A 25336-nucleotide genomic window follows, 5' to 3' on the forward strand; every position below is an offset into this window, starting at 1 on the left:
GCATGCACATCATGGACATACATGCACAGGTCTTCGCATGGAAGGCGGTCCGGGCGTCTCACCTGGTGCGGCAAATGCCAGGTTTCGGCGTGTTCGGGCCTGCTGTGTTGGGCGCAAGCGCTGCTGTGGCGTGCAGGCATGCGGCATCTGCAGCGGGAATGGCACAGCAGCCTCGTGGCAGCGGCTACCGATGAACCAGTCAGCATTCGCCAGCCCTGTCCGGCACGCGATAGTTGCAGCGCCATCGCGCGCGGTTCGCATCAGCTGGACAGATGCTCGATGGCGGCCACGCTGCCCAGGCGGTCGCCGAGCTTCTTCAGCAGGGCGAGCCGGTTGGCGCGTAGTTGCGGGTCGTCGGCATTGACCATCACGCCGTCGAAGAATGCATCCACCTGCGGGCGCAGGCGGGCCAGGCGGGCGAGCACGGCGACGTAGTCGTGGCGGTGCAGCGCATCGCCGGTGTCGCCGATGGCCGCTTCCACTGCTTCGGCCAGGGCTTCTTCGGCCGGTTCGCGCAGCAGCGTGGTGTCGATGTCGCCGGGGATTTCACCTTCGACCTTGCGCAGGATGTTGCGGATGCGCTTGTTGGCTGCAGCCAGCGCTTCGGCCTCAGGCAAGGTGGCGAAAATGCCGATGGCGTCGATGCGGCGGTCGAAGTCGTAAAGCGATGCGGGCGTCAACTCGGCAACGGCATTGAAGTGCGTGGCCGCGACGCCCTTGTCGGCGTAGTAGCCCTTCAGGCGGTCGAGGATGAAGTCGTAGAGATCCGCCCGTACCGTCTCTGTGTTGCGGTCGGCATGCGGTTTCACTGCATCCGGCAACGACGCCAGGCCCACATCAATCAGCTTCGGCAGATCCAAATCAAATCCAGACTCAATCACCGTCCGCGCCAACCCCAACGCATTGCGCCGCAACGCAAACGGATCCTTGTTACCCGTCGGCTTCAATCCAGCCGCAAAGCCACCCGCCAACGTATCCAGCCGCTCGGCAATCGCCAGCACCTTGCCCAGCGGCGAGAGTGCGATGTCATCGCCGGCAAAACGCGGCTGGTAGGCCTCGTCGATCGCCAGCGAAATTTCGCTCGGCTCACCGGCAGCCTTGGCGTAATGCCGGCCGGCGATACCCTGCAGTTCCGGGAATTCGTTGACCATGCGCGACTGCAGGTCGTTCTTGGCCAATTCCGCGGCGCGACGCGCCTGCACCGGATCGGCACCTACTTGCGGCGCAATTGCTTCCGCAAGCGCGGCCACACGCGCAACCTTGTCGGCCACCGTGCCCAGCTTGGCCTGATACGTGACGCTGGCCAGGCCCGCGCCCATCGCTTCCAGCCCCTGCTTGAGGTCTTCGTCAAAGAAGAACTTGGCATCGGCAAACCGCGGACGGATCACGCGCTCGTAGCCCTTGGCCACTTCGGCGACATCCTTGGAGACGATATTGGCAATCCCGATGAACTGCTCGGTCAACTTGCCGCCGTCGTCCAGCACCGGGAAGAATTTCTGGTTGATCTCCATCGTCTCGATCAGCGCTTCCTGCGGCACCGCCAGGAACGCGCGCTCGAAACTGCACAACACCGCCGACGGCCATTCGACCAGGTTGACCACCTGCTCCAGATTGTCGTCGCTGATGCGTGCGCTGCCGCCGGCCTGCCTGGCGGCCGCATCGACTTCTTCGACAATGCGCGCACGGCGTGCGTCCGCATCCACCAGCACGTGCGCGGCGCGCAGCGCGTCGATGTAATCGCCCGGCGCCGCCAGCGCGATGTCGCCGTCATGCATGAACCGATGGCCGCGGGTGATGCGGTCGCCACGCACGCCCAGCAGCTCGGCCGGGATTACCGTATCGCCGAACAACAGCACCAGCCATTGCACCGGCCGCGCGAACGCGTATTCGTGTGCGCCCCAGCGCATCGGCTTGGGGATCGGCATCGCGGCAATCGCTTCGCGCAGGATCTCCGGCAGCAGCGCGGCGGTCTGTGCGCCCGGCGTCACCGCACGGTGCACGAAGCGCTCGCCCTTGGAGTCGCTGGTGCGCTCCAGCGCGGTCCAGTCGATCCCGGCCTTGGCCGCAAAACCGGCCAGCGCCTTGGTCGGGTTGCCTTCGGCATCGAGCGCGATGTTGAGATACGGGCCCAGCACTTCGGAGCGTTGCTCGGGCTGCTCGGTGGCCACGCCGGGCAGCAGCACGGCCAGGCGCCGCGGTGTGGACAGCGGCTTGGCATCACCGCGGGTGACGGCGACGCCGCGCTTTTCCAGCCCGGCCAGCACGCCGTCGAAAAAGGCCTGCGCCAGGCCCGGCAGCGCCTTGACCGGCAGCTCTTCGGTGCCCAGTTCGATCAGCAGGGGAAGTTGTTCGCTCATAAGACGTGGACCTTGACGTGTTCCCTTCTCCCGTCGGGAGAAGGTGCCCCGAAGGGGCGGATGAGGGTACGGGCGAAGCTTTGCGGAGTTTGGATGCACGAGGGCTACGCCCCGTACCCTCACCCCAACCCCTCTTCCGGTGGGAGAGGGCTTGCTGGTCCATTCTCCCATCGGGAGAAGGTGCCTCGAAGAGGCGGATGAGGGTACGGGCGAAGCTCTGTGGAGTTTGGGTGCACGAGGGCTACGCCTCGGACCCTCACCCCAACCCCTCTCCCGGTGGGAGAGGGGCTTTGAGTTACTTCTTCACGCCGGGAAAGCCCAGCTTCTCGCGCTGCGCGTAGTAGGCCTGCGCCACGCCCTGCGCCAATGCACGCACCCGCAGGATGTAGCGCTGGCGCTCGGTCACGCTGATCGCACGGCGCGCATCCAGCAGATTGAAGGCGTGGCTGGCCTTGGTGACCTGTTCGTACGCCGGCAGCGGCAGGCCCACCTCCACCAGATGCTTGGCTTCGGCCTCGCAGGCGTCGAAGCGGTGGAACAGCTCTTCCACATTGGCATGCTCGAAGTTGTAGGCGCTCTGCTCCACTTCGTTCTGGTGGTACACATCGCCGTAGCTCACCGGCGTGCCATCCGGGCCATAGGTCCACACCAGGTCGTAGACGTTGTCGCAGCTCTGCAGATACATGCACAGCCGTTCCAGCCCGTAGGTGATCTCGCCGAGCACCGGCTTGCACTCCAGCCCGCCAGCCTGCTGGAAGTAGGTGAACTGGGTCACCTCCATACCGTTGAGCCAGACTTCCCAGCCCAGCCCCCAGGCGCCCAGCGTGGGCGATTCCCAGTTGTCTTCGACAAAGCGCAGGTCGTGCACCAGCGGGTCGATGCCCAGCGCCTTGAGCGAGCCCAGGTACAGGTCCTGGATGTTGTCCGGGTTGGGCTTCATCGCCACCTGGTACTGGTAGTAGCGCTGCAGCCGGTTGGGGTTTTCGCCGTAGCGGCCATCGGTGGGACGGCGCGAGGGCTGCACGTAGGCCGCATTCCACGGCTCCGGTCCCAGCGCGCGCAGGAAGGTGGCCGGATGGAACGTGCCCGCGCCCACTTCCAGGTCCAGTGGCTGGATCAGCACACAGCCCTGTTCGGCCCAGTACTGGTTGAGGGTCTGGATCAAGCCCTGGAAAGTGATTGGAACGCGCCGGGAATCGGACATGCAGCAAAGGCCGTGCGGAAGGGGTGCGCTAGTATACCGGCCGACCCGTAGCGCTTTGCCGCGGGAGCACCGCCGCAGGGGACTACAGCAGATGGAACAGCGGCGCCCGGCCGACCCCAGCACCTCCGCACCGCTGCCGCGCGGACGCCTGATGTTCGATCCGGTGGCCGCCGCGCTGCTGGCCGATGGCATGGTGGTGCCGCACGAACACGAGCGCGTGCAGTTCTCCGCTGCCGGCGTGCGCAACGCCAGCGAAGTGCATCCGCTGGTACTGCTGGCCAACCTCAAGCTGCACGCCGCGCAGCCGCCGGCCGGTGAACTGGGCCTGGAGCGGCTGACCGAATGGCTGGCCACCCGCACCGGGCTGCGCTACCTGCGCATCGACCCCACCCGCATCGACGTGGCCGCAGTCACCGGCGTGGTCTCGCATGCGTATGCACGCCGCCACCGCATCCTGCCGCTGGCACTGGACGCCGAGCGCGTGCTGGTGGCCACCAGCGAGCCGCTGGCGCTGGACTGGCTGGCCGACGTGCAGCACCTCAGCCGCCGGCGCATCGAGCTGGCGCTGATCAACCCGCTGGATCTGCACCGCTACACGATGGAGTTCTTCGGCGTCACCCAATCGGTGCGTGGCGCGCGTGGCGATGCGCGCAGTGCCGAACCCGGCTCGGGCCTGCCCAGCTTCGAACAGCTGGTGGAACTGGGCCGCGCCGGCGACGTCAACGCCGACGATCACCACATCGTGCATATCGTCGACTGGCTGCTGCAATACGCTTACGAACAACGCGCCAGCGACATCCACCTGGAACCGCGCCGCGAAGCCGGGCGCATGCGTTTTCGCATCGACGGTGTGCTGCACAAGGTGCTGGAAGTGCCGCCCACGGTGATGACCGCGGTGGTCAGCCGGATCAAGGTGCTCGGGCGCATGGACCTGGCCGAACGCCGCCGCCCGCAGGACGGCCGCATCAAGACCCGGTCGCCGGGCGGGCGCGAAGTGGAAATGCGTCTGTCCACGATGCCCACCGCGTTCGGCGAGAAGTGCGTGATGCGTATCTTCGACCCGGATTCGGCATTCAAGAGCATCGAACAACTCGGCTTCAGCGCCGAAGAGGCCGCCGGCTGGAGCGCGCTGGTGGAGCGCCCGCATGGCATCGTGCTGGTCACCGGCCCGACCGGCTCGGGCAAGACCACCACGCTGTATTCCACGCTCAAGCGCCTGGCCACGCCGGATGTGAATGTCTGCAGCGTGGAAGACCCGATCGAAATGATCGCCCCCGAATTCAACCAGATGCAGGTCCAGCAAAACATCGACCTGGATTTCGCCAGCGGCGTGCGCACGCTGCTGCGGCAGGACCCGGACATCATCATGATCGGCGAAATCCGCGACCTGGAAACCGCGCAGATGGCGGTGCAGGCCTCGCTCACCGGGCATCTGGTGCTGTCCACCCTGCACACCAACGATGCCGCTTCGGCGATCACCCGTCTGCTCGATCTGGGCGTGCCGCACTACCTGGTCGCCTCCACGCTCAACGGCGTGCTTGCCCAGCGCCTGGTGCGCACGTTGTGTGTGCATTGCAAGCGCCCGCACACGCTCAGCGAGGCGGATTGGGCGGCCATCCAGGAACCGGGCGAAGCCTTGCCGGAGGTGCTCACCGTGCACGCGCCGGTCGGCTGCCTGGAATGCCGCCGCACCGGTTACCTGGGCCGCGTGGGCCTGTACGAACTGCTGCCGGTGACCCCACGCTTGCGTAGCCTGATCCGCGCCGACACCGACCTGGCCAGTTTCAGCCAGGCCGCCCGCGGCGACGGGCTACGCACCCTGCGCCGCACCGGCCTGGAAAAGGTCGCCGCCGGGCTGACCACGGTGGAAGAGGTGTTGTCGGTGTTGCCACCTCGGGAATAGCGGATTGCCGGGGTTTGCACCGTTAACGGCGCAGGCAACCCTCACCCCAACCCCTCTCCCGGCGGGAGAGGGGCCTCGATCGCGCCCCGGCCCGCGTTTGCGACGTGGGCGCCCGAAGGCACGCGCGCCAGTGGCGCGCAAGCCGAGCCCTCTCGCCCGGGCGGTAGAGGGGCTCGCTCCGTTCTCACACCGTTGCTCCCTTCTCCCAGCGGGAGAAGGTGCCCGAAGGGCGGATGAGGGTACGTCAGCACGCACATGTCGCCATCGGCGGGGGAATTCTCACCATTGACCAAGTCCACGACACGGCCGAGGACGGCCGGATCAGTGGCGCGGCGATCACTGCACAATCAAGTCGGGGACCAACGTGACCACAAACCATCTCAACCATCACTGCTCTTCCCTGCACAGCGCGCGTAGCCAGCCCCCCGCCTAGCCCGGTCTCCAAACCTCATACATAGCCATCCGGCATAACCTTAGCTACATGCGTTGGCACGCCAGTTGAAAAAACCCGGCCGCTGCTGCCTACAATCGGACCCATCCATCGCTGCCGGGTGTTTCGTCCGCATGTCCGCCTTGCCGTTCCTGATCATCGAAACCGGCCACCCTGTGTCGGGGATGAAACGGTACGGGCGATTTCCGCATTGGATCCGCGTGGCGGCCGGGCTGGCCGAGCGTGAGACGGTGGTCATCGATGTCGCCAACGGCGACCGCCTGCCCGACCGCCGCGGCTTTGCCGGCACCTTGATCAGCGGCTCGGCCGCGTTCGTCACCGATCGCGCCGACTGGAGCGAGCGCAGCGCCGAGTGGCTGCGCGATGCCGCCCACGCCGGCATGCCCTTGCTAGGCATCTGCTATGGCCACCAGTTGATCGCACACGCGCTTGGCGGGCAGGTCGACTACAACCCGGCCGGGCGCGAATCCGGCACCATCGCCCTGGAACTGCACCCGCCCGCGCACGAAGACCCCTTGTTCGCCGGGCTTCCGCCGCAGTTCCCGGCGCATGCCACCCATTTGCAGACCGTGCTGCGTGCGCCCGACGGCGCGGTGGTACTGGCGCGCTCGCCGCAGGATCAGTGCCACGCGTTCCGCTGGGGCCAGTCCACCTGGGGCGTGCAGTTCCACCCCGAATTCGCCACCCACCATATGCGCGGCTATGTGCGCGCGCGGGCGGACTGCATCGCCCGCCACGGCCGCTGCGCCCGCACCGTGGCCAGCGAGGTCAGCGCCGCACCGATGGCGCGCAAGCTGCTGCGGCGCTTCGTCCACCACGCACGTGGCTTGCAAACTGTGGCCGGCCATCCCGCCGCGCACACGCAAAAGCAGCGATAATCCCCATTCGCCGGGTGGTCCGGTGCGTATCGATCCGGAATGGGAATGAGCGAAATCCGCAAGGTGCCGGCATCTGCCGGCGCAGAATGGCTGTTGACCGGGTTCTCCCTGCTGAAGCGGGCGCCGCTGGCGCTGGGCACGCTGGGGGTGATCTGGAGTGTGGCCGCCACCCTGGTGGTGTCGCTGTCGGTGCTGGTGCCGTTGCTGGGCCCGGCGCTGCAATTCCTGATGGTGCTGGCCGGCCCGTTGTTCATGGGCGGCCTGCTGTGGGCGGTGCGCGAAGTGGACGAAGGCCGCGTTGCCCGGCCCGGGCACCTGTTGCACGGCCTGCAGGACGGCCGCGCGCCGCATTTGCTGGTCTCGCTGCTGCCGCAGTTGCTGGCCGGCCTGGTCCTGGGCGTGCTGCTGCTGGTGATGATCGGCCCGAGCGGGCTGCAGCAGCTGTCCGAGGTGATGGTCAAGATCAACGAGATCAGCCAGTCCGGCGCGCAACCGGACCCGGTGCAGATCGAGCAACTGGCCGCCAGCTTGCCGGCCGGCCGCATCCTGCTGTGGTTGCTGCTGATGGTGGCGACCTTCGCCGCGCTGACGCTGGCCCTGTTCGTGATGCCGCCGCAGGTGATGTTCGACCGCAGCACCGGCGGCCATGCGTTGCGCGAAAGCCTGCGGGCCAGCCTGCACAACCTGCCGGCGATGCTGGTGTTCTTCGTGCTGGCCTTCATCGCCATCTTCGCGATCTATTTCGCGGTGATGATCGTGGCGCTGATCGTCGGCCTGGTGGCCGGCCAGACCGTGGCGATGTGGCTGGCCCAGCTGCTGCTGATGGCCGTGCTGATGCCGGTCTTCGCCGGCTCGGTATACGCGGCCTGGAAGCAGATGTTCACCCACGAAGGCGCCGTCGCCCGCCCGCCGCCGCCCTCGCGCCCGGACGTGTTTGCTGCCTGATACCGCAGCAGCCGTAGGAGCGCGCTTGCGCGCGATGAAGCGCTACCGGTAAGGCCTCATCGCGCACAAGTGCGCTCCTACCAGAAGCCATTCTGGCGAGCGCGGAGGCTAGCTTCTCTCGACGCCGAAGATTCCCGCCAAAGCCCTTCGCGCCCGGGTGCGCTCCTACGAAGCCGCATCTGCCAGCGCTCTCTCGTCGCGCGTATGGCCGTTGCTTTGGGCGGCTATGGCACGCCCTAGAACCAGATCATGCCTTCACGTCTACTTTTGGATGAGCCGAGCCTGGTAGGAGCGCGCTTGCGCGCGATGCGGCTCTACCGGTAAGGCCTCGTCGCGCACGAGTGCGCTCCTGCAAGCAGCCGTCCTGCGGCGCGCTCTAGCTTGCCTTCGGCGCCACGGCACGTGAGGCGATGATGCCAAGTTCGTAGAGCAGGCACATCGGGATGGCGAGCATCAGCTGCGAGACCACGTCCGGGGGGGTGAGCACGGCGGCCAGGACGAAGATGCCGACGATGGCGTAGCCGCGGCCTTCGCTCAGTTGCTTGGGGCTGACCCAGCCCATCAACACCAGGATCACCAGCGCCACCGGCAACTCGAAACTCGCGCCGAAGGCGAAGAAGATCGCCAGCACGAAGTCCAGGTAGGAATTGGCGTCCGGCGTAATGGCGATGACGTCCGGCTTGAAGGTCGTCAGGAAGTGGAACACCGCCGGCAGCACCAGGAAGTACGCAAACGCACAGCCGATGTAGAACAGCGCCACCGCCGAGGCCAGCAACGGGAAGGCCAGCTTCTTTTCGCGCTGGTACAGGCCCGGCGCCACGAACGCCCAGGCCTGGTACAACAGCCACGGCACGCTGAAGAACACCGCCACGAAAAAGGTCAGCTTGAGCGGGGCGAAGAACGCGCCGGCCGGGTTCATCGCGATCATCGTCTGCCCCAGCGGCAGCTGCGAGATCAGCGGGGCGGCGAGCCACGAGTAAATGGTGCGCGAGAACGGCAGCAACGCGATCAGCACCACACCCAGACCGATCAGCGCGCGGACCAGCCGGCTGCGCAATTCGACCAGATGCTCGATCAGACTGCTTTCGGCCTGTGCGTCGTCGAACAGGCTCACGGCGTCTTCTCCTGGGGACTGGTGCTGCTGGCGGTCGCCGACGCGCTGGGAGCATGCGTCGTGACCGGGGTGGAGGTCAGGCTGCCGTGCGGTGCCGGCACCAAGGTCTGCTTGGGCGCTGGCGCCATCGGTTGTGCCTGGGCGACCACCGGCGCAGGCGCTGGAACAGGGGTGTGCGGCTGCGCGCTGCCCGGCTCCAGCACCACCGGTGCATCGGCCTGAAGCTCGAGCGGTGCGGCAAGCGGCGTGGCGCTGGTGCGGATGTCGATATCGCGGCCGACCTCATCGTGGAGTTCGCGTGCCTGGTCATGCAGGCCGCGGGCGCCGTCTTCGACCTGTTGCTGCGTATTGCGCAGCTGGCCTTCGGCTTCGCGCAGCGAGGCCTGCACATCCTGCAGGCTGCGCTTGAGCTCTTCGGCTTCGAGCTCGCGTTCGAGTTCCTGCTTGACCGAATCCCACTGCATGCGCGCGCGGCGCACCCACAACCCGGCAAATCGCGCGGCCTTGGGCAGGCGCTCGGGACCGAGCACCACCAGGGCAACCACCGCGATCAGCGCCAGCTCGCTAAACCCAATATCGAACACGGACGCTGTTCCGGATCAGCGCGCGTCGCGGTCGCGCTCGGCCTGCGCCTCGCGGGCCTGCTCGGCGCTACGCGAGTCGTCGCCGAGCTTGCCAGCCGGCTTGTCGTCGTCGTGCATGCCCTTCTTGAATTCCTTGACTGCGCTGCCGAGATCCTTGGCACCACTGGTGAGCCGCTTGGTGCCAAACACCAGCAGCACGATCACCAGCACGATCAGCCAGTGCCAAATGCTGAAACTGCCCATGATCCGCTCGCTCGCTTGAAGAATAGGAGACTCAGGATACCCCACCGCACCGCGCAGGGGGATGACAGCCGGTCAGCGGTTGCCGTCTAGTGATTCGGTGCGGATTTCACCATCGGAGACCGGCTGAAAGCCTTGCTGCTGTGGCGGCGTGGCCGAAGGCTGGATCGGCATGGTGCTGGCCTCGTTGCTCGGCGGCGGTGGCGTCGCCGGGGCCTGCGCGGGTGACTGGCTGACCGGGCGCGGCGCGGGCGGCGGCGTGTCGCCATCGCTGCTGCGGTTGGTGCGCGCGGTGTAGGTGACCTCTTCCAGACGGTCGCGGAAGGCGATCACGTCGGTGGACGGGCGCTCGTTGGTGCGGCCTTCGAAGATCATGCGCGGGGTGGCGCCGCCGCCGTAGGCGTTGAGGTCGGCGGCATCGTCGATCTGCAGCACCGCACCGTCCAGCGCCACGCCGGCAAACAGGCCGCGCGCGCGCGACCAGGACCAGATTTCGGCCTTGAGCTGGCCGTCGGTGGCGGCAGCGGCGTTGCGGCCCACCGGGCCTGCGGCCACGCCGGCATCGGCGCCCAGGGTGAACTTGCCGTTGACGATGTTGTCCAGGCTGCGGTCGTTGCGGAACACCAGCACCACATCGGAAGACTGCACGCCGGCCTGGAAGCCGATGCTGCCGCCGGTGAGCTTGACGAACACCGGTTGCGACCAGCTGCCGTCGGCGTTCTTCATCGACATCAGGCCGTGGCCGCGACGGCCGCCAATCACCAGGCCGGCCTTGAGCGTGTCGGGGATGACCACGATCGCGCGTGCCTCATCGAGCAGCTTGTCGGGGATGGCCTGCTCGGGGATGTTCATGATCTCGTTGAGCACCCGCACCGCATTACGCGCGCGCTGGTCCTCTTCCGGGCCCGCCACGGCATGGCCGGCGGCGAAGGTCAGCGACAACAACAGGGCCAGGCGCGACAAACGGGGCATGACAAGCTCCAAAGGGCAATCCGTCAAAGATAAATCAATGGCGCGACGTTAGTCGCGGGGCAATGAATCGGTGGTGAGCGCAACCGGGGCGCAGACGGGCCCGATCGCAGTGATCGGATCGGTGCATTCGGCAGGCTCGCCAAGCTCTGCCAGAATGGTCGCCATGAACACCACTTCCGACACCGCCCTGCTGGTGGTCAACCTCGGCACCCCCGAGTCGCCCACTGCCCCGGCCGTGCGCCGCTACCTGGCCGAGTTTCTCAGCGACCGCCGCGTGGTCGCCATCCCGCCGCTGTTCTGGAAGCCGCTGCTGTATGGCGTGATCCTGCCCATCCGCGGCCCCAAGTCGGCAGAAAAATACGCCAAGGTGTGGCTGCCGGACGGCTCGCCGCTGGCGGTGTACACGCGGCGTCTGACCGAAGGCCTGCAGCAGGTCATGCCCGACTGGCACGTCACCTGGGCCATGCGCTACGGCGCGCCGGCCCTGCGCAAGGCGCTGGACGGCCTGCGTGCGCGCGGCATCAAGCGCATCGTGGTGCTGCCGCTGTATCCGCAGTATTCGACCACCACCACCGCCTCGATCCAGGACGTGGTCGATGCCTGGCGCCCGAGCGCGCCAGAGATCGCGGTGGAGGTGATCCAGGACTATTGCGAAGACGCCGGCTGGGTGGCGGCGATCGCCGATTCCATCCGCACGCACTGGCAGGTGCATGGGCGCAGCGAGAAGCTGATGTTCTCCTTCCACGGCCTGCCGCAGCGTGTGGCCAACGCCGGCGACCCGTATCCGCAGCAGTGCGAACGCAGCGCGCAGGCGATCGTCACCGCGCTGGGCCTGGGCCCGGATGCGTGGCAGATGGGCTACCAGTCGCGCTTCGGTGCAGAACGCTGGTTGCAGCCGTATGCCGAACCCACGCTGTGGGCACTGGCCGAGGGCGGCGTGCGCAGCTTCGACCTGGTGTGCCCGGGCTTTGCCACCGACTGCCTGGAAACGCTGGAAGAAGTGGCGCTGGGCTTTGCCGAAACGCTGGCCGAACGCGGCGCCACGCTGAGCTACATCCCCTGCCTCAACGACAGCACCACGCATGCGCAGGCGTTGGCCGCAGTGGCCCGCCGCGCGTGAGGTTGCAGCCGTTTCACTGCGACCTGCCGATTGGCCGCATCACCGGGCTGCGCACTGCCGAGCGCGGGCCACGCCGGGTGCTGGCGCTGCATGGCTGGCTGGACAACGCAGCCAGCTTCCTGCCGCTGAGCGCACACCTGCCGGCCGATGCGCTGGATCTGGTGTTGCTCGACCTGCCCGGCCACGGCCATAGCGCGTGGCTGCCGGTGGGCGCCGAATACACGCTCAGCAGCGCCATCCACAATTTGCTGCTGGTAGCAGACGCGCTGGGCTGGGAACGCTTCACCGTGCTGGGCCACTCGCTCGGCGGCGGTGTGGCCAGCCTGATGGCCGCGGCCGCGCCAGAACGGGTCGAGGCCTTGATCGCGATCGAGGCGCTGGGCGCGCTGGCCGAGCCGGTGGAGAGCACCGCCAGCCGTCTGCGCGAGGCTGTCAGCTCCACGCGCACGCTGGCGCAGCGGCCGCTGCGGGTGTTCCCGTCGATGGAGATGCCGGTGCGCGCGCGCATGATGGCCAACCAGCTCACCGAGCCGGCGGCCCGCCTGCTGGTGGAGCGCGGCGTGCGCGTGGTGGAAGGGGGCTACAGCTGGTGCTCGGACCCGCGGCTCACCCTGCCCACCGCCATCCGCATGACCGAAGTGCAGATCGATGCGCTGTTGAGCAGTATTGTTTGCCCCACCCAGGCCATTTTCGCCACGCCGGCGCAGCCGTATTTCCCCGACGACCTGCGCGACCATCGCGTGGCGATGGTGGCCGATGCGCGCCTGCACCTGCTGCCCGGCACGCACCATGTGCACATGGAGGCACCCGAGGCGGTGGCGGCGGTGATCAATGCGTTCCTGGCCGGGCTGCCGACGCCGCGCGTGTAAGAACCTGTTCACGATCTTTCCTGAGCAGTGCAGACTATGCGGATGCGCCAAAAGACCTATCCGAGTGACATGAGCCGGGAGCAGTTCGAACACGTGCTGCCGATCCTGGAACAAGCGCGTAAGCGCACCAAGCCACGCCGTGTGGATGTGTATGAGGTGTGGTGCGCAGTGTTGTACGTACTGCGAACCGGTTGCCAATGGCGAGCGTTACCCAGCGACTTTCCGAAGTGGCGGACCGTGCACTCGTACTTTGCCAAGTGGAGCGAGTGCGACGATGAGGGAGTGAGCCTGCTGGAGCAGGCACTTAAAAAATCAGGTTGGCGTGGCCCGCGCCAGACAGGAGCGCAACGCCTGCACCAGGTTCTTGATCGTGGACGCGCAGAGCGTAAAGAACACGGACACAGCGGGGCAAAAGGGATATGACGCGGGCAAGAAGGTGTCGGGCATCAAGCGGCATATCGCTGTTGATACTCAGGGATTGCCCCATGCAATCGCGGTGACGACGGCGGAGGTGACCGACCGCAAAGGTGCGCTGCAGGCGTTGGAGCGCTGCCAGTCAAATTTGACGCATGTACAAAGCTTACTGTGCGACAGCGGTTACACCGGCGTACGGTTTGCCGACGGCGTGCGAGAGATTTTAGGCGAGCAGCTCACGGTGCAGATTGCCAAGCGCAGCGAACTGCACACCTTCAAGGTCATGCCCAAGCGATGGATCGTCGAGCGTAGTTTTGCTTGGCTGGAGAAGAACCGAAGGCTATGGAAGAACTGCGAGCGCAAACTCAACACCAGCCTGCAGTTCATCCATTTGGCCTTCTTGGCACTATTACTCAGAAGATCGTGAACAGGTTCTAAGAACACACGCTCCGCTGACAACGGCACTCGACAAACGCGTGCACTGAAAAACGCATCGTCTGTAGTCGTCTGCACGGCGGATCACTGCACATACCATCGAGGTCCCGCGCTGGAGACGCACCTACACGTTGTCACCGCGATCGAAGCGTTCCAGGCGTGGCACACGCCGTGGACATTCTTCGACAGCGTGTGCGCAGCACTGCAAGCGCAGGAACGTCCTCTTCTGCAGCAGGTCTGGGCCGCAGCCTGCGACCCGCCGCTATGGCGCGGCAACGCGCCGCTTGCTGTGATGATTGATGCCGTGCAGACCGCATTGGCGACCCGTTATCCGTGGCTGTCGTCGCGTGCGTGTGGGCAGCTGGCGCGCGCAGCGGCGTATGCGTGGCGGTAGCGCGATGCACGTGGCACGGCACGCACTGCCGTGAGGTCTGCGTTGTCCAGCCCGACCCTGCCCGTTCTTTCAGCACTGCCAAGCGTCGGCGAATCAAGACGGCTGGACAGATGGGAGATCGGTGCGGCGTCAGCGCACCACGCGTCCGTTCTCTGGCGCCAGTGACGTTGCGTTCGCCAAGAGTTGCCCACCACGCGCGCACCAAGCCTCGCACGCACGCTTACGCGCCGCCGATCACTCCGCCTGCAGCAACCGCCGCAATTGCGCCTTGAGCTGGCGGCCGTGTTCGTGGAAATAGCTGCGCTCGTCGCGCCAGGCGGGAAAGCGCTGTTCCACCTCGGCCCAGAACGCAGGCGAATGGTTGGCCTGCACCAGATGGCAGAGCTCGTGCACCAGCACGTATTCGAACGCCGAGGGGCGGCCGAGCACGAGCGCCAGGTCCAGCGCCAGCGAGCCGTCCGGTGCCAGCGAGCCCCACTGCGAGGACATCACCTTCAACCGCAGACGGGCAGGCGCGCGCGGTAATCCTGGCAGGTAGGTGGGCAGCCAGCGGCCGAGATCGGCGCGCGCCTGCGCTTCGTAGAATTCCTTCAAGGTGCGCCGCAGCCCGGCATCCCCCAGGCGCGCCGGGACGTGGAACCGGGCGCCGTCATCGGTGACGTCGATGCGGGCATAGCGGCCGTCGTGCCAGCTCAACGGCAGCAGCGCGCCGCGCAACGGCAGCAGGCCTGGCACGCCACGCTCCAGCGGCGGTAGCGCTTCCGCCTGCTGGTAGCGCGACAGCTGCGTGCTCAGCCAGTCCAGATGCGCGTGCAAAAACCGCTCGCCGGCCACCAGGCTTGCACGCAGCGGCAGGGTCAGCCGCGCGCCGCGTTCATCCACGCTGAGCTTGATGCGCCGCGCGCGTGGATCGCGCACGCGCAGCACGACGATCTCGCGCCCTTCCAGCTGCAGGCGCACGCAGTCGCGTTCGACAACCTGCGGTGCGGGTGCGATGAGGCGGCGGACAGGCTTGAACATGGCCACAGGATAGCGCTGCGATGTGTCAGCCGGTGAGACCGATCAGGCCTCGGCCTTGCTCAGCTTCAAGGCGTCTTCCAGCAACAGGAACAGGCGTCGCACTTCGGCGCTCATCAGCGCAAAGCGCGCGTCGAGTTCGGCACGTGCGCCGTCGCCTTCGCTGTGCTCGAGCTGGTCCAGTGCGCCATCGAGGAACTTGAGCTTGCGGATCACCAGATCGTCGCCGAGCACGAAGGACAGGTTGTCGTCCATCACCAGCGCCAGCTTGGTGACCTGCTTGCCGGCTTCCAGGTGCTTGTCGATCTCGTCGCCGCGCAATTCCTGGTGCTGGCACTTGACCACCGCACCGCCTTCGATCGGGTCCTTCATCTCGCACTCTTCGCCCAGGCTCAGGCCTTCGGGCAGCGGTTCGCCGGCGATCCAGCCGGTGAGGATCGCGCGCGGGGCGACTTCGGCATTCAACGGCAGCGCCGGGAAGCTGCCGAGTGCGCCGCGGATCTCGCTCATCACGTTCTCGCCGCTCTTGCGGCTGGAGGTGTTGACCGCGATGTAGCCGTGCTGCAGGTCCAGGATGGCGTCGGTGCGCGAGCTCTTGACGAAGGCACGCGGCAGCAGCTCATGAATCAGGTCGTCCTTCAGACGCTTGCGCGCCTTGCCACCGGGGCGGCGGCCTTCCTTCTCTTCGATCTCGGCCACCTTGCGCTCGAGCAGATCGTTCACCACCGCGCCGGGCAGGATCTTGTCCTCGCCGCCAATGGTGAGCCACAGGAAATCCTCAAGCCGGTGCGAGAGCACTTCGTGCTCGTCGCGGCCGAACGGGGAGATGAAGCCGCGCGAGGTCATTTCCAGCGGGCCAACCGGCTTGAGCTGCACCTGCGGCAGCAGCGTTTCGATTTCGGAAAAATCCAGGGTGGTCGGGAAGCGGAACAGCGTGAGATTGCGAAAGAACATGCGAAAGACCGAAGAGGAGGAAAGAAGGTGGCGCGGGAGTGAGGTGGTCGGTAACGGCGTCTGCGCTAGTCGCGCGCGTACTCGGCAGCGCTGCCGGCCAACCAGCCAGCGGCATCGGGCAGCGGTGCGTCGGCGCCGCCGCCCAATCCCAGAAAATCAAACAGTGTGCGGTCGGCCAGCTGCTCCGGACGCACATCGCCCAGCGCGCGGGCGATCTGGTCCACGCGACCGGGCTGCTCGCGGTCCCACTGCTGCAGCATGCGCCCGACCTGCTGACGCTGCAGGTTTTCCTGGCTGCCGCACAGGTTGCAGGGAATGATCGGGAACTGGCGGGCCTGCGCGTAGGCGGCGATGTCGGCCTCGCGCACATACGCCAGCGGACGGATCACCACATGCGCGCCGTCGTCGCTGCGCAGCTTGGGCGCCATCGCCGCGAGCCGGGCGTGGTGAAACAGGTTCATGAAAAAGGTCGCCACGATGTCGTCGCGGTGATGGCCCAGCGCAATCTTGGTCACGCCGTGAGATTGCGCGTAGGCATACAGCGCGCCACGGCGCAGCCGCGAGCACAGCGAACACATCGTCTTGCCCTGCGGAATCACCCGGCTGACCACCGAATAGGTGTCCTGCTCGATGATGTCGAACGGCACCTGCTGGGCGCGCAGGTAGGTGGGCAACACGTCGGCGGGAAAGTCCGGCTGCTTCTGGTCCAGGTTCACCGCCACCAGCGTGAACGGCACCGGGGCCTTGCGCTGCAGCTGCAGCAGCATGTCCAGCAAGGTGTAGCTGTCCTTGCCGCCGGACAGGCAGACCATGACCTTGTCACCGGGGGCGATCATGCCGAAATCGGCAATCGCCTGGCCCACCGCGTGGCGCAGCCGCTTGGCCAGGCGCAGCGGCTCGCGCTGCAGCCGCGGGGTGCGCGGCGCGGGATCGGCCAGGGGAAGCGGCAGCGGCAGGACAGCGGTCATAAGCCGGCCATTGTAGCTGGCCGGACCGCCGCTGCCTGAGCGCCGGCCCGCTGGCGCGGTGTGACCGCGCCGATGCCGGCGATGGCCGCCGCGCCTGCCTTGGCGGCGGCCGGCCGCTGGCGGCCCCGCCCCTGCGGCGATTGTGTGACAGCGCACGCGGCCACGCTGCGCATCTCGCAGCGCAGCAAGCCTTTCTGGCGCGGGCTGGGTAAAGTCGCCCGGACCGTTCGACGCAGGATCGGCATGACCCACTCGGCTTCGCTCCATGGCGCGGCTTTTTTCAGTCGCAGTTTTGGTAGCGCTAACATTGCGCAATCCCCGAGCGTGCGCTGCATGCAACCCTGCTCCGCGCGCAGCACCGTCACGGCGTTGCGCGCAGCCCCATTGCCCTCTCCCTCTGCAGGAGCTTGACCCCATGAGCAACACCGTTTTCATCGGCGCGAAAGAATATTTCCCCGGCATCGGCAAGATCGGCTTCGAAGGCCGCGATTCGGACAACCCGCTTGCGTTCAAGGTGTACGACGCCAACAAGCAGGTCGCCGGCAAGACCATGGCCGAGCACCTGCGCTTTGCAGTGGCTTACTGGCACAGCTTCTGCGGCAATGGCGCCGATCCGTTCGGCCCGGGCACGCGTGCGTATCCGTGGGATGTGGGCAACACCGCGCTGGCACGTGCCGAGGCCAAGTCCGATGCCGCGTTCGAATTCTTCACCAAGCTCGGCGTGCCGTACTACTGCTTCCACGACATCGATCTGGCGCCGGATGCGGACGACATCGGCGAGTACGAAACAACCTCAAGCACATGGTGGGCATTGCCAAGCAGCGCCAGGCCGACACCGGCGTCAAGCTGCTGTGGGGCACCGCCAATCTGTTCTCGCACCCGCGCTACATGAATGGTGCGTCCACCAATCCGGACTTCAACGTCGTGGCGCGCGCCGCGGTGCAGGTCAAGGCCGCGATCGATGCCACGGTGGAGTTGGGCGGCGAGAACTACGTATTCTGGGGCGGTCGCGAAGGCTACGCCTGCCTGCACAACACGCAAATGAAGCGCGAGCAGGACAACATGGCGCGCTTCCTCACCCTGGCGCGCGACTACGGCCGTGCAATTGGCTTTACCGGCAACTTCCTGATCGAGCCCAAGCCAATGGAGCCCATGAAGCACCAGTACGATTTCGACAGCGCCACGGTGATCGGCTTCCTGCGCCAGCACGGCCTGGACCAGGATTTCAAGCTGAATATCGAAGCCAACCACGCCACGCTGTCCGGCCACAGCTTCGAGCACGACCTGCAGGTGGCCAGCGATGCCGGCCTGCTCGGCAGCATCGATGCCAACCGCGGCAACCCGCAGAACGGCTGGGATACCGACCAGTTCCCGACCGACCTGTACGACACCGTCGGCGCGATGCTGGTAGTGCTGCGGCAGGGCGGGCTGGCACCGGGCGGGCTGAACTTCGATGCCAAGGTGCGGCGTGAATCGTCCGACCCGCAGGACCTGTTCCTGGCACACATCGGCGGCATGGATGCGTTCGCACGCGGGCTGGAAGTGGCCAATGCGCTGTTGACCTCCTCACCGCTGGAAACCTGGCGCGCGCAGCGTTACGCCAGCTTCGACAGCGGCGCGGGCGCAGACTTTGCCAACGGCACCAGCACGCTGGCGGATCTGGCCAAGTACGCCGCCGGCAAGGGCGAGCCGACGCAAGTCAGCGGCCGCCAGGAAGCCTACGAGAACCTGATCAATCAGTATCTGACGCGTTGATGCCTCGCTGCTGCTCGCCCAGTGCATCGGGCGAGCGCGCAATGCCGTGACGCTGGCGACAGCGTTTACGGCCCGGCGGAGGGCTGCTCTGCCGCGTCGGCTGCCGGTGCAGCCACCGAATCCCGCTTGACCAGCAGGTGTGCGACCACATGATCGACCATCGTCCGCGCGGGCCGCTCCTTGGCGCGAATCGTCTTCAACAAGATGTCCAATGCGGCATCGGCCATGGCGGCGATCGGCTGCTGCACGGTGGTGAGTTCCGGCCACACCGCGGTGGCGGCAGAGGTATCGTCGAAGCCGACCACCGACAGATCACGCGGCACATCCAGCCCACGCCGGTGCGCGACCGAAATGGCAGCGGCGGCCATGTCGTCGTTGCTGGCAAAGATCGCGCTGGGGCGCCGCTTGCGTGCGAGCAATTTTTCGGCCGCAAGCAGACCCGAGCGGTAGGTGTAGTCGCCGGTTTGCACCAGGTGACGATCCAGACGCAGGCCGGCATCGGACAGCGCAGCCTGGAATCCCTCAAAACGCCGCGTGCTGGCCGACAGGTTCGGGTGGCCGGCGATATAGCCGATGCGCGTGTGGCCCTGCGCGATCAGATGCTCGGTGATTTCCTTGGCGGCGGCGAATTCGTCGATGCGCACGCAGGCCACATCCGGGCTGAAATGGTTGGAGGCGATCGCCACCACCGGCACCTTGGCACGCACCAGTTCCAGCACCGCCGCCTTGGATTCGCACAGCGGCGGCGGCAGGATCACACCGGCCACGCCCTTGGCGAGCTTGCGTGCGGCCTTGCGCTCGGCATCGGCGTCCAGATCGTCCCAGCAGTCGATGACCAGCTGGATCGAGGTGCGCGAGGCCACACGCAGCACGCCGAGCAGCAATTCGCGCAGATACGCACCGCTGGGGTCGCTGTAGATCAATGCGATGCGCGTGCTCTGCGCGGCGGCCAACGCGCTGGCAGCGAGGTTCGGGGTGTAACCCAGTTTGTCGACTGCGCGCATGACGCGCGCGCGCGTGGCATCACGCACATTGCCGTTGCTGTTGACCACGCGCGATACCGTCATCGGCGAGACCTTGGCCAGCGCTGCCACCTCGTTGATGGTGATCGCACGGCTGGTGCGGCGGACCGATTTCCTGACCTTCTCCAAGCGTGGCCTCTTCAAATGGCTGACGAACATGCGGTATGCAAGCGCACCGCGGCGCTGGTGCAGCGGCGAGCAACGCGCCGAGCTGTGCGTCGCATGGTACCGGGAAGCAGGCAGAGCGGCGACAGGCACGCACATCACGATCAGGCAACCGGATGCAAGGTATGAGCGCACGCATGACCAGGAAATTTGTGCGGCGCACGCAGGCCGCCTGCGCGCATTGGCTGCTGCTGGCGTTGCTGGTGTGCAGCGCGGTGTTGCCAGCGATGACCGCACATGCCGAAGACGGCTACGATTTATGGTTGCGCTACCATTTATTGCGCGATGCGGCACAGAAGCAAGGCAGCGCGCGCGAATTGGTCGTGCTGGGCGCAACGCCCACGCTGCAGGCGGCCAGTGACGAGTTGCAGCGCGGCCTGCACGGTCTGCTCGGTGTGGCGCCAGCGCTGACGCAAGCGGCCACGCGCGATGGCGCGATCGTGCTGGGGACCGCGCAGACACCGCAGATTGCCGCGTTGGGCCTGGCAACCCAGGCGCTGGGGCGCGAGGGCTACCTGATCCGCAGCACGCGCGTGGATGGCCATCAGGCGACCGTGATTGTTGGCGGCAGCGATGTGGGCGTGTTGTACGGCGCGTTCCATCTGCTGAGGCTGGTGCAGACCGGGCAGTCGCTGAGCGCGCTGGATATCCGGCAGACGCCACGGCTGCAGCTGCGCCTGCTCAATCACTGGGACAACCTGGATGGCGTGGTGGAGCGCGGCTATGCCGGCGCCTCCTTGTGGAACTGGCAGACCCTGCCCGGCTACCTGGACCCGCGCTACACCGACTATGCACGCGCCAACGCCTCGCTCGGCATCAACGGCACGGTGCTCAACAACGTCAACGCCAAAGCGTGGAGCCTGACGCCGCAGTATCTGGACAAGGCCGCGGCGCTGGCCACGGTGTTTCGCCCCTATGGCATCCGCGTGTTTCTCAGCGCGCGCTTCAGTGCACCGATCGAGATTGGCGGTTTGAAGACCGCCGACCCACTGGACCCGCAGGTGCAGCGTTGGTGGCGTGAAACGGCCGATGCGATCTATGCGCGCATCCCTGATTTTGGCGGGTTCTTGGTCAAGGCCAATTCCGAAGGCCAGCCGGGCCCGCAGGATTACGGCCGCAGCCACGCCGACGGTGCCAACCTGCTTGCCGATGCACTGGCGCCGCACGGCGGCGTGGTGATGTGGCGTGCGTTCGTCTATTCGCATGAGCAGCCGGACGACCGCGCCAAGCAGGCGTATAGCGAATTCCTGCCGCTGGATGGCGCGTTCCGCGACAACGTGATCGTGCAGGTGAAGAACGGTGCGATCGATTTCCAGCCGCGCGAGCCGTTCCACCCGTTGTTCGGTGCAATGCGCAAGACGCCGCTGATGCCGGAGTTCCAGATCACCAAGGAATATCTAGGCTTCTCTACGCATGTGGCCTACCTCGGCAGCCTGTTCTCCGAAACGCTGCAGGCCGATACCTATGCGCGTGGCAAGGGCTCGACCGTGGCAAAGACGGTCGATGGCAGCCTGTTCAAGGCCACCACGCGCTCGCCGCTGACCGGGATTGCCGGGGTGGCCAACATCGGAGCAGATCGCAACTGGAGCGGCTCGATCTTCGACCAGGCCAACTGGTATGCGTTCGGAAGGCTGGCCTGGGATCCGGATCTGCGCCCGGAAGCGATCGCGCAGGAATGGGTGCGCATGAGCTTTTCCAACGACAGCGCGGTGGTCACGCCGGTGGTGGACCTGTTGCTGCGCTCGCGCGAGGCGGTGGTGAATTACATGACTCCGCTCGGCCTGCATCATCTGATGGGGCGTGGCCATCATTACGGTCCGGCGCCGTGGGATGCCGGCAGCGAGCGCCCGGACTGGGACCCGGTGTATTACCACCGTGCTGATCACAACGGGATTGGATTTGATCGCAGTGCCAGTGGCAGCAATGCGGCTGCGCAATATGCCGCGCCGGTGGCGCGCGTGTTCGGCAACGTGCAACGCGTGCCCGAGCGTTACCTGCTGTGGTTCCACCACGCGCCATGGGACCACCGCATGGCCTCGGGGCGGCCGCTGTGGGACGAGCTGGTGTGGCATTACGACCACGGTGTGGATGAAGTGCAGCAGATGCGTGCAACGTGGCAGCAGCTGCACGGCCGCATCGATGCGCAGCGTTACCAGCAGATCGCAGCGTTTTTGGCGATCCAGCAGGACGAGGCGCAGTGGTGGCGCGATGCCAGCATTGCGTATTTCCAGCAGGTGTCCGGCCGTGCGTTGCCGGCTGGCACGGCGCCACCGGCGCATCCGCTGGCGTACTACCAGGCGCTGAAGTTTCCATACGCACCGGGGAACCCGAAATGAGTGCACGGACACGGGTGGCATTGATCGCGGCGCTGGGCGTGTTGCTCGCACCTTCCCATGCAGCGGCAGCCGACGCGCCATTGCTGCATGCGTTATTCCAGCCGCACATGGTGCTGCAACGTGATGCGCCGATCCGCCTGTGGGGCGATGCGCCGGCTGGCGAACAGGTGACGCTGCGCCTGGGCGAGCAGCAGGTGCAGGTACGTGCCGACCGCCAGGGACATTGGCAGGCACGCCTGCCGGCGCGCGCCGCCGGTGGCCCATACACGCTGAGTGCGCGCAGTGCAGGCGGCGTGACCCAGCAACTGGACGATGTGCTGGTGGGCGATGTCTGGCTGTGCTCGGGCCAATCCAACATGGAGCTGCAGGTGCATCGCACGCTGGATTCCCGCAGCGAAATCGCCGACGCCGATCACCCCACCATCCGCATGTTCAAGGTGCCGGCGCAGTCCAGCCCGACCCCGCAACGCAGCTTCGCTGGCGCTGCCGTCTGGCAACCCACCACGCCTGAAACGGTGAAGGATTTCTCGGCAGCTTGCTATTACTTCGCACGCGAACTGCAGAAGACCGTGGCGGTGCCGATGGGCTTGATCAATGCTTCGTGGGGCGGCTCGCAACTGCAGGCGTGGATCGGTGACGCCGCACTGCGCGCGGCCGGCGATGATGGCCCCGCGCTGGACGTGCTGGCGCGTTACGCCACCAGCCCGACCGATGCCGCGCCACGCTGGGGCAGGTTGTGGGAAACCTGGTGGCGTACGCATGGCGACGGCGCGCCGTGGCAGCCGGATGCGCCGGGCGCATGGCAACCCGCGCCGGCCACGCTCGGTGCCTGGGACGAGTGGGGCGTGCCGCAGCTGGTCGGTTTCAACGGCATGGTCTGGTACCGCAGCACTGTTGAGCTGACCGCGGCGCAGGCCGCGCAGGACGCTACGCTGCTCCTCGGGCCGGTGGACGAGCTGGACCAGACCTGGGTCAACGGCCATGCGGTGGGCAGCAGCTACGGCGCCGACCAGCCGCGCCGCTACAGCGTGCCACGCGGGCAGCTGCAGGCCGGGCGCAACAGCATTGTGCTCAACGTGCTCAACACCTACCGCCGTGGTGGGTTACTGGGCGATGCGTCCTCGCGTGCGCTGCAGTTTGCCGACGGCAGCCGCGTGCCGCTGGACCGCCCCTGGCAGTACCAACGCGTGCCGGCCGCAGTGGGCATGCCGCCCCGCGCGCCCTGGTCGTCGGCGGCCGGGCTGACCACCTTGTACAACGGCATGATCGCCCCGCTCGGCCAGCTGGGCCTGCGCGGCGTGCTCTGGTACCAGGGCGAATCCAATGCCGGCGATGCGGCGCACTACCCGGCCTTGCTCGACGCCTGGCGGCGCGACTGGCGGCAGCGCTTCGGCGCGCAGTTGCCGCTGCTGGTGGTGCAGCTGGCCAACTACGGCATGCCGCCTACCGAACCGGTGGAAAGCGGCTGGGCACAGCTCCGCGAAGCGCAGCGCCGCTTCGTGGCCGGCGATGCGCATGCCGGGCTGGCGGTGGCCATCGATATCGGCGACCGCTACGACATTCATCCGGCCAACAAGCAAGAACTTGGGCGGCGCCTGGCACGTGCGGCGCGCAAGGTGGTGTATGGCGAGGCGATTGCCGCTTCCGGCCCGGTACCGCGCGATGTGCAACGCGATGGCGAGGCACTGCGCGTGCGCTTCGATGCCGTGGACACCGCCTTGCAAAGCTACAGCGCCAGCGCGCCGATCGGCTTCGAGGTCTGCGGCGCGGCCAGCGGCAGTTGCCGCTATGCGCCGGCCAGCGTGCACGGTGACACCGTGACGCTGCGCGTGCCGGCCGACCTGCAGGCCACGCGCGTGCGCTACTGCTGGGCCGACAGCCCGGTGTGCACCTTGTACGACCGCAGCGGCCTGCCTGCAGGCCCGTTCGAACTTCCCATCACTGCCGCCACTTCCCGATGAGCGAGACCCCGATGTCACAGACCGTCGACTCCCCCTCCCCGCTGCAAGGCTCCGCCCGCGATCGCGAGATCGTCGAGGCGCGCGTCATCGTCACCTGCCCGGGGCGCAACTTCGTCACCTTGAAGATCCGCACCCGCTCGGGCATCACCGGGCTGGGCGATGCCACGCTCAACGGCCGCGAACTGGCGGTGGCGGCGTACCTGCAGGAACACCTGGTGCCGAACCTGATTGGCCGCGATGCCGGGCGTATTGAAGACATCTGGCAGTTCTTCTACCGTGGTGCGTACTGGCGGCGCGGGCCGGTGACAATGAGCGCGATTGCCGCGGTGGACGTGGCGTTGTGGGACATCCTGGGCAAGATGGCCGGCCTGCCGCTGTATCAGTTGCTGGGCGGGCGCTCGCGCGAAGGCGCGCTGGTCTACGGCCACGCCAACGGCCGCGACATCGCCGAAACCAGCGACGAGGTGGGCCGCTTCCGCGAGATGGGCTTTATCGCCATCCGCGCGCAATGCGGCGTGCCCGGCATCAAGAAGACCTACGGCATCTCCAGCGGCGGCAAGCCGTACGAGCCGGCCGAAAGCGAACTGCCCACCGAAACCGTGTGGTCCACGCCACGCTACCTGGGGGTGGTGCCGAAGTTGTTCGAGCAGCTGCGCGCCGACCACGGCGATGAGATCGAATTGCTGCACGATGCGCATCACCGCCTCACACCGATCGAAGCTGCGCGCCTGGGTCGCGACCTGGAGCCGTACCGCCTGTTCTGGCTGGAGGACGCCACCCCGGCGGAAAACCAGCGCGCGTTCGAAGTGATTCGCCAGCACACGGTAACGCCGCTGGCGGTGGGCGAGGTGTTCAATTCGCTCTGGGACTGCAAGCACCTGATCGAGCAACAGCTGATCGACTACATCCGCACCACCATTGTCCATGCCGGCGGCATCACGCATGTGCGCAGGCTGGCCGATTTTGCCGCGCTGCATCAGGTGCGCACCGGCTTCCACGGCGCCACCGATCTGTCGCCGGTGTGCATGGGCGCGGCCCTGCACTTCGACACCTGGGTGCCCAATTTCGGTATCCAGGAATACATGTTCCATTCCGACGAGGCCAATGCGGTGTTCCCGCACGACTACGTGTTCCGCGACGGGCGCCTGCATTGCGGGGAAACGCCCGGGCATGGCGTGGACATCGATGAAACCCTGGCCGCGAAGTACCCCTACGTGCCCAAGCAGTTGCCGATCGCGCGTCTGGAAGACGGCGCGATGTGGGACTGGTGAGGCGCAT

The 25336-nt window shown here is 66.7% G+C and carries 19 protein-coding genes and 1 pseudogene; 10 read left to right on the forward strand and 10 right to left on the reverse strand.

What is annotated here, in order from left to right:
* Nucleotides 1-260 precede the first annotated feature (260 nt).
* Together glyS and glyQ are read right to left on the reverse strand one after the other, a co-directional pair.
* Nucleotides 261-2357, reverse strand: a complete 2097-nt coding sequence (gene glyS / locus ACCQ09_RS21145) for a glycine--tRNA ligase subunit beta (protein WP_040942085.1) — start codon at nucleotides 2355-2357, stop codon at nucleotides 261-263.
* 295 nt (nucleotides 2358-2652) lie between these two features.
* On the reverse strand, nucleotides 2653-3561 hold the full coding sequence (gene glyQ, locus ACCQ09_RS21150; protein WP_014506073.1) for a glycine--tRNA ligase subunit alpha: 909 nt from the start codon (nucleotides 3559-3561) through the stop codon (nucleotides 2653-2655).
* 91 nt (nucleotides 3562-3652) lie between these two features.
* On the opposite strand from glyQ, the gene ACCQ09_RS21155 reads away from it, so the two are divergent.
* The 3 genes from ACCQ09_RS21155 to ACCQ09_RS21165 all read left to right on the forward strand — a co-directional run bounded on the left by ACCQ09_RS21155 (nucleotide 3653) and on the right by ACCQ09_RS21165 (nucleotide 7738).
* Nucleotides 3653-5464: a GspE/PulE family protein gene (locus ACCQ09_RS21155; RefSeq protein ID WP_011039157.1), complete on the forward strand. Its 1812-nt coding sequence runs from the start codon at nucleotides 3653-3655 to the stop codon at nucleotides 5462-5464.
* A 564-nt stretch (nucleotides 5465-6028) separates the two neighbouring features.
* Entirely contained in the window at nucleotides 6029-6793 is a 765-nt protein-coding gene (locus ACCQ09_RS21160; RefSeq protein ID WP_040942086.1) for a glutamine amidotransferase, read from the forward strand.
* Between the two features lie 45 nt (nucleotides 6794-6838).
* A complete protein-coding gene (locus ACCQ09_RS21165; RefSeq protein ID WP_011039159.1) occupies nucleotides 6839-7738 on the forward strand; it encodes a BPSS1780 family membrane protein in 900 nt (299 codons plus the stop codon).
* A 376-nt stretch (nucleotides 7739-8114) separates the two neighbouring features.
* On the opposite strand, the gene tatC is transcribed toward ACCQ09_RS21165, so the two are convergent.
* The 4 genes from tatC to ACCQ09_RS21185 all read right to left on the reverse strand — a co-directional run bounded on the left by tatC (nucleotide 8115) and on the right by ACCQ09_RS21185 (nucleotide 10648).
* Entirely contained in the window at nucleotides 8115-8852 is a 738-nt protein-coding gene (gene tatC / locus ACCQ09_RS21170; protein ID WP_011039160.1) for a twin-arginine translocase subunit TatC, read from the reverse strand.
* Entirely contained in the window at nucleotides 8849-9436 is a 588-nt protein-coding gene (tatB, locus tag ACCQ09_RS21175; RefSeq protein ID WP_040942087.1) for a Sec-independent protein translocase protein TatB, read from the reverse strand. Before tatB ends, tatC begins: the two co-directional genes overlap by 4 nt.
* Before the next feature lie 15 nt (nucleotides 9437-9451).
* A complete protein-coding gene (gene tatA / locus ACCQ09_RS21180) occupies nucleotides 9452-9679 on the reverse strand; it encodes a Sec-independent protein translocase subunit TatA (protein ID WP_011039162.1) in 228 nt (75 codons plus the stop codon).
* Between the two features lie 72 nt (nucleotides 9680-9751).
* Nucleotides 9752-10648: a lipid-binding SYLF domain-containing protein gene (locus tag ACCQ09_RS21185; RefSeq protein WP_012439632.1), complete on the reverse strand. Its 897-nt coding sequence runs from the start codon at nucleotides 10646-10648 to the stop codon at nucleotides 9752-9754.
* A 154-nt stretch (nucleotides 10649-10802) separates the two neighbouring features.
* Here ACCQ09_RS21185 and hemH point away from each other — a divergent pair, with 154 nt between their 5' ends.
* The 3 genes from hemH (at nucleotide 10803) to ACCQ09_RS21200 (ending at nucleotide 13478) form a co-directional block, all read left to right on the forward strand.
* On the forward strand, nucleotides 10803-11768 hold the full coding sequence (hemH, locus tag ACCQ09_RS21190; RefSeq protein WP_040942088.1) for a ferrochelatase: 966 nt from the start codon (nucleotides 10803-10805) through the stop codon (nucleotides 11766-11768).
* A 2-nt stretch (nucleotides 11769-11770) separates the two neighbouring features.
* Nucleotides 11771-12637 (forward strand): alpha/beta fold hydrolase, encoded by an 867-nt coding sequence (locus tag ACCQ09_RS21195; protein ID WP_040942089.1) that lies wholly within the window; start codon nucleotides 11771-11773, stop codon nucleotides 12635-12637.
* A gap of 42 nt (nucleotides 12638-12679) precedes the next feature.
* Nucleotides 12680-13478 (forward strand): IS5 family transposase gene (locus ACCQ09_RS21200; protein ID WP_087942062.1). Its coding sequence is split into 2 segments (ribosomal slippage): nucleotides 12680-12951 and nucleotides 12950-13478, totalling 801 coding nucleotides; the frame shifts between segments, so codons are not numbered across the junction.
* A 636-nt stretch (nucleotides 13479-14114) separates the two neighbouring features.
* Here ACCQ09_RS21200 and ACCQ09_RS21205 read toward each other — a convergent pair.
* The 3 genes from ACCQ09_RS21205 to ttcA form a co-directional block, all read right to left on the reverse strand.
* Nucleotides 14115-14900, reverse strand: a complete 786-nt coding sequence (locus ACCQ09_RS21205) for a YgjP family zinc-dependent metalloprotease (protein ID WP_228428076.1) — start codon at nucleotides 14898-14900, stop codon at nucleotides 14115-14117.
* Nucleotides 14901-14942: 42 nt separating this feature from the next.
* A complete protein-coding gene (locus ACCQ09_RS21210) occupies nucleotides 14943-15851 on the reverse strand; it encodes a recombination-associated protein RdgC (protein WP_040942092.1) in 909 nt (302 codons plus the stop codon).
* A 65-nt stretch (nucleotides 15852-15916) separates the two neighbouring features.
* Entirely contained in the window at nucleotides 15917-16819 is a 903-nt protein-coding gene (gene ttcA, locus ACCQ09_RS21215; RefSeq protein ID WP_075286358.1) for a tRNA 2-thiocytidine(32) synthetase TtcA, read from the reverse strand.
* A gap of 415 nt (nucleotides 16820-17234) precedes the next feature.
* Here ttcA and xylA point away from each other — a divergent pair.
* Nucleotides 17235-18574: pseudogene (gene xylA / locus ACCQ09_RS21220) on the forward strand (xylose isomerase).
* Between the two features lie 65 nt (nucleotides 18575-18639).
* On the opposite strand, the gene ACCQ09_RS21225 reads toward xylA, so the two are convergent.
* Nucleotides 18640-19725, reverse strand: coding sequence for a LacI family DNA-binding transcriptional regulator (locus ACCQ09_RS21225; protein WP_228428078.1), 1086 nt, complete (start codon nucleotides 19723-19725; stop codon nucleotides 18640-18642).
* A gap of 161 nt (nucleotides 19726-19886) precedes the next feature.
* Between ACCQ09_RS21225 and ACCQ09_RS21230 the strand changes: the two genes are divergently transcribed.
* From ACCQ09_RS21230 to manD, 3 genes are read left to right on the forward strand one after another with little or no spacing between them, the layout of a single operon-like run.
* Nucleotides 19887-22097 carry an alpha-glucuronidase family glycosyl hydrolase gene (locus ACCQ09_RS21230; protein WP_267129948.1) on the forward strand — a complete coding sequence of 737 codons (2211 nt, stop codon included), beginning with the start codon at nucleotides 19887-19889 and terminating at the stop codon, nucleotides 22095-22097.
* Nucleotides 22094-24058 (forward strand): sialate O-acetylesterase, encoded by a 1965-nt coding sequence (locus tag ACCQ09_RS21235; protein WP_228428080.1) that lies wholly within the window; start codon nucleotides 22094-22096, stop codon nucleotides 24056-24058. The genes ACCQ09_RS21230 and ACCQ09_RS21235 overlap by 4 nt, the downstream gene beginning before the upstream one ends.
* Before the next feature lie 11 nt (nucleotides 24059-24069).
* Nucleotides 24070-25329 carry a D-mannonate dehydratase ManD gene (manD, locus tag ACCQ09_RS21240; protein ID WP_011039173.1) on the forward strand — a complete coding sequence of 420 codons (1260 nt, stop codon included), beginning with the start codon at nucleotides 24070-24072 and terminating at the stop codon, nucleotides 25327-25329.
* The last annotated feature ends 7 nt before the right edge of the window (nucleotides 25330-25336 follow it).

The sequence above is a fragment of the Xanthomonas sp. NCPPB 2586 genome, from assembly GCF_041475775.2.
Lineage (GTDB): Bacteria > Pseudomonadota > Gammaproteobacteria > Xanthomonadales > Xanthomonadaceae > Xanthomonas > Xanthomonas campestris.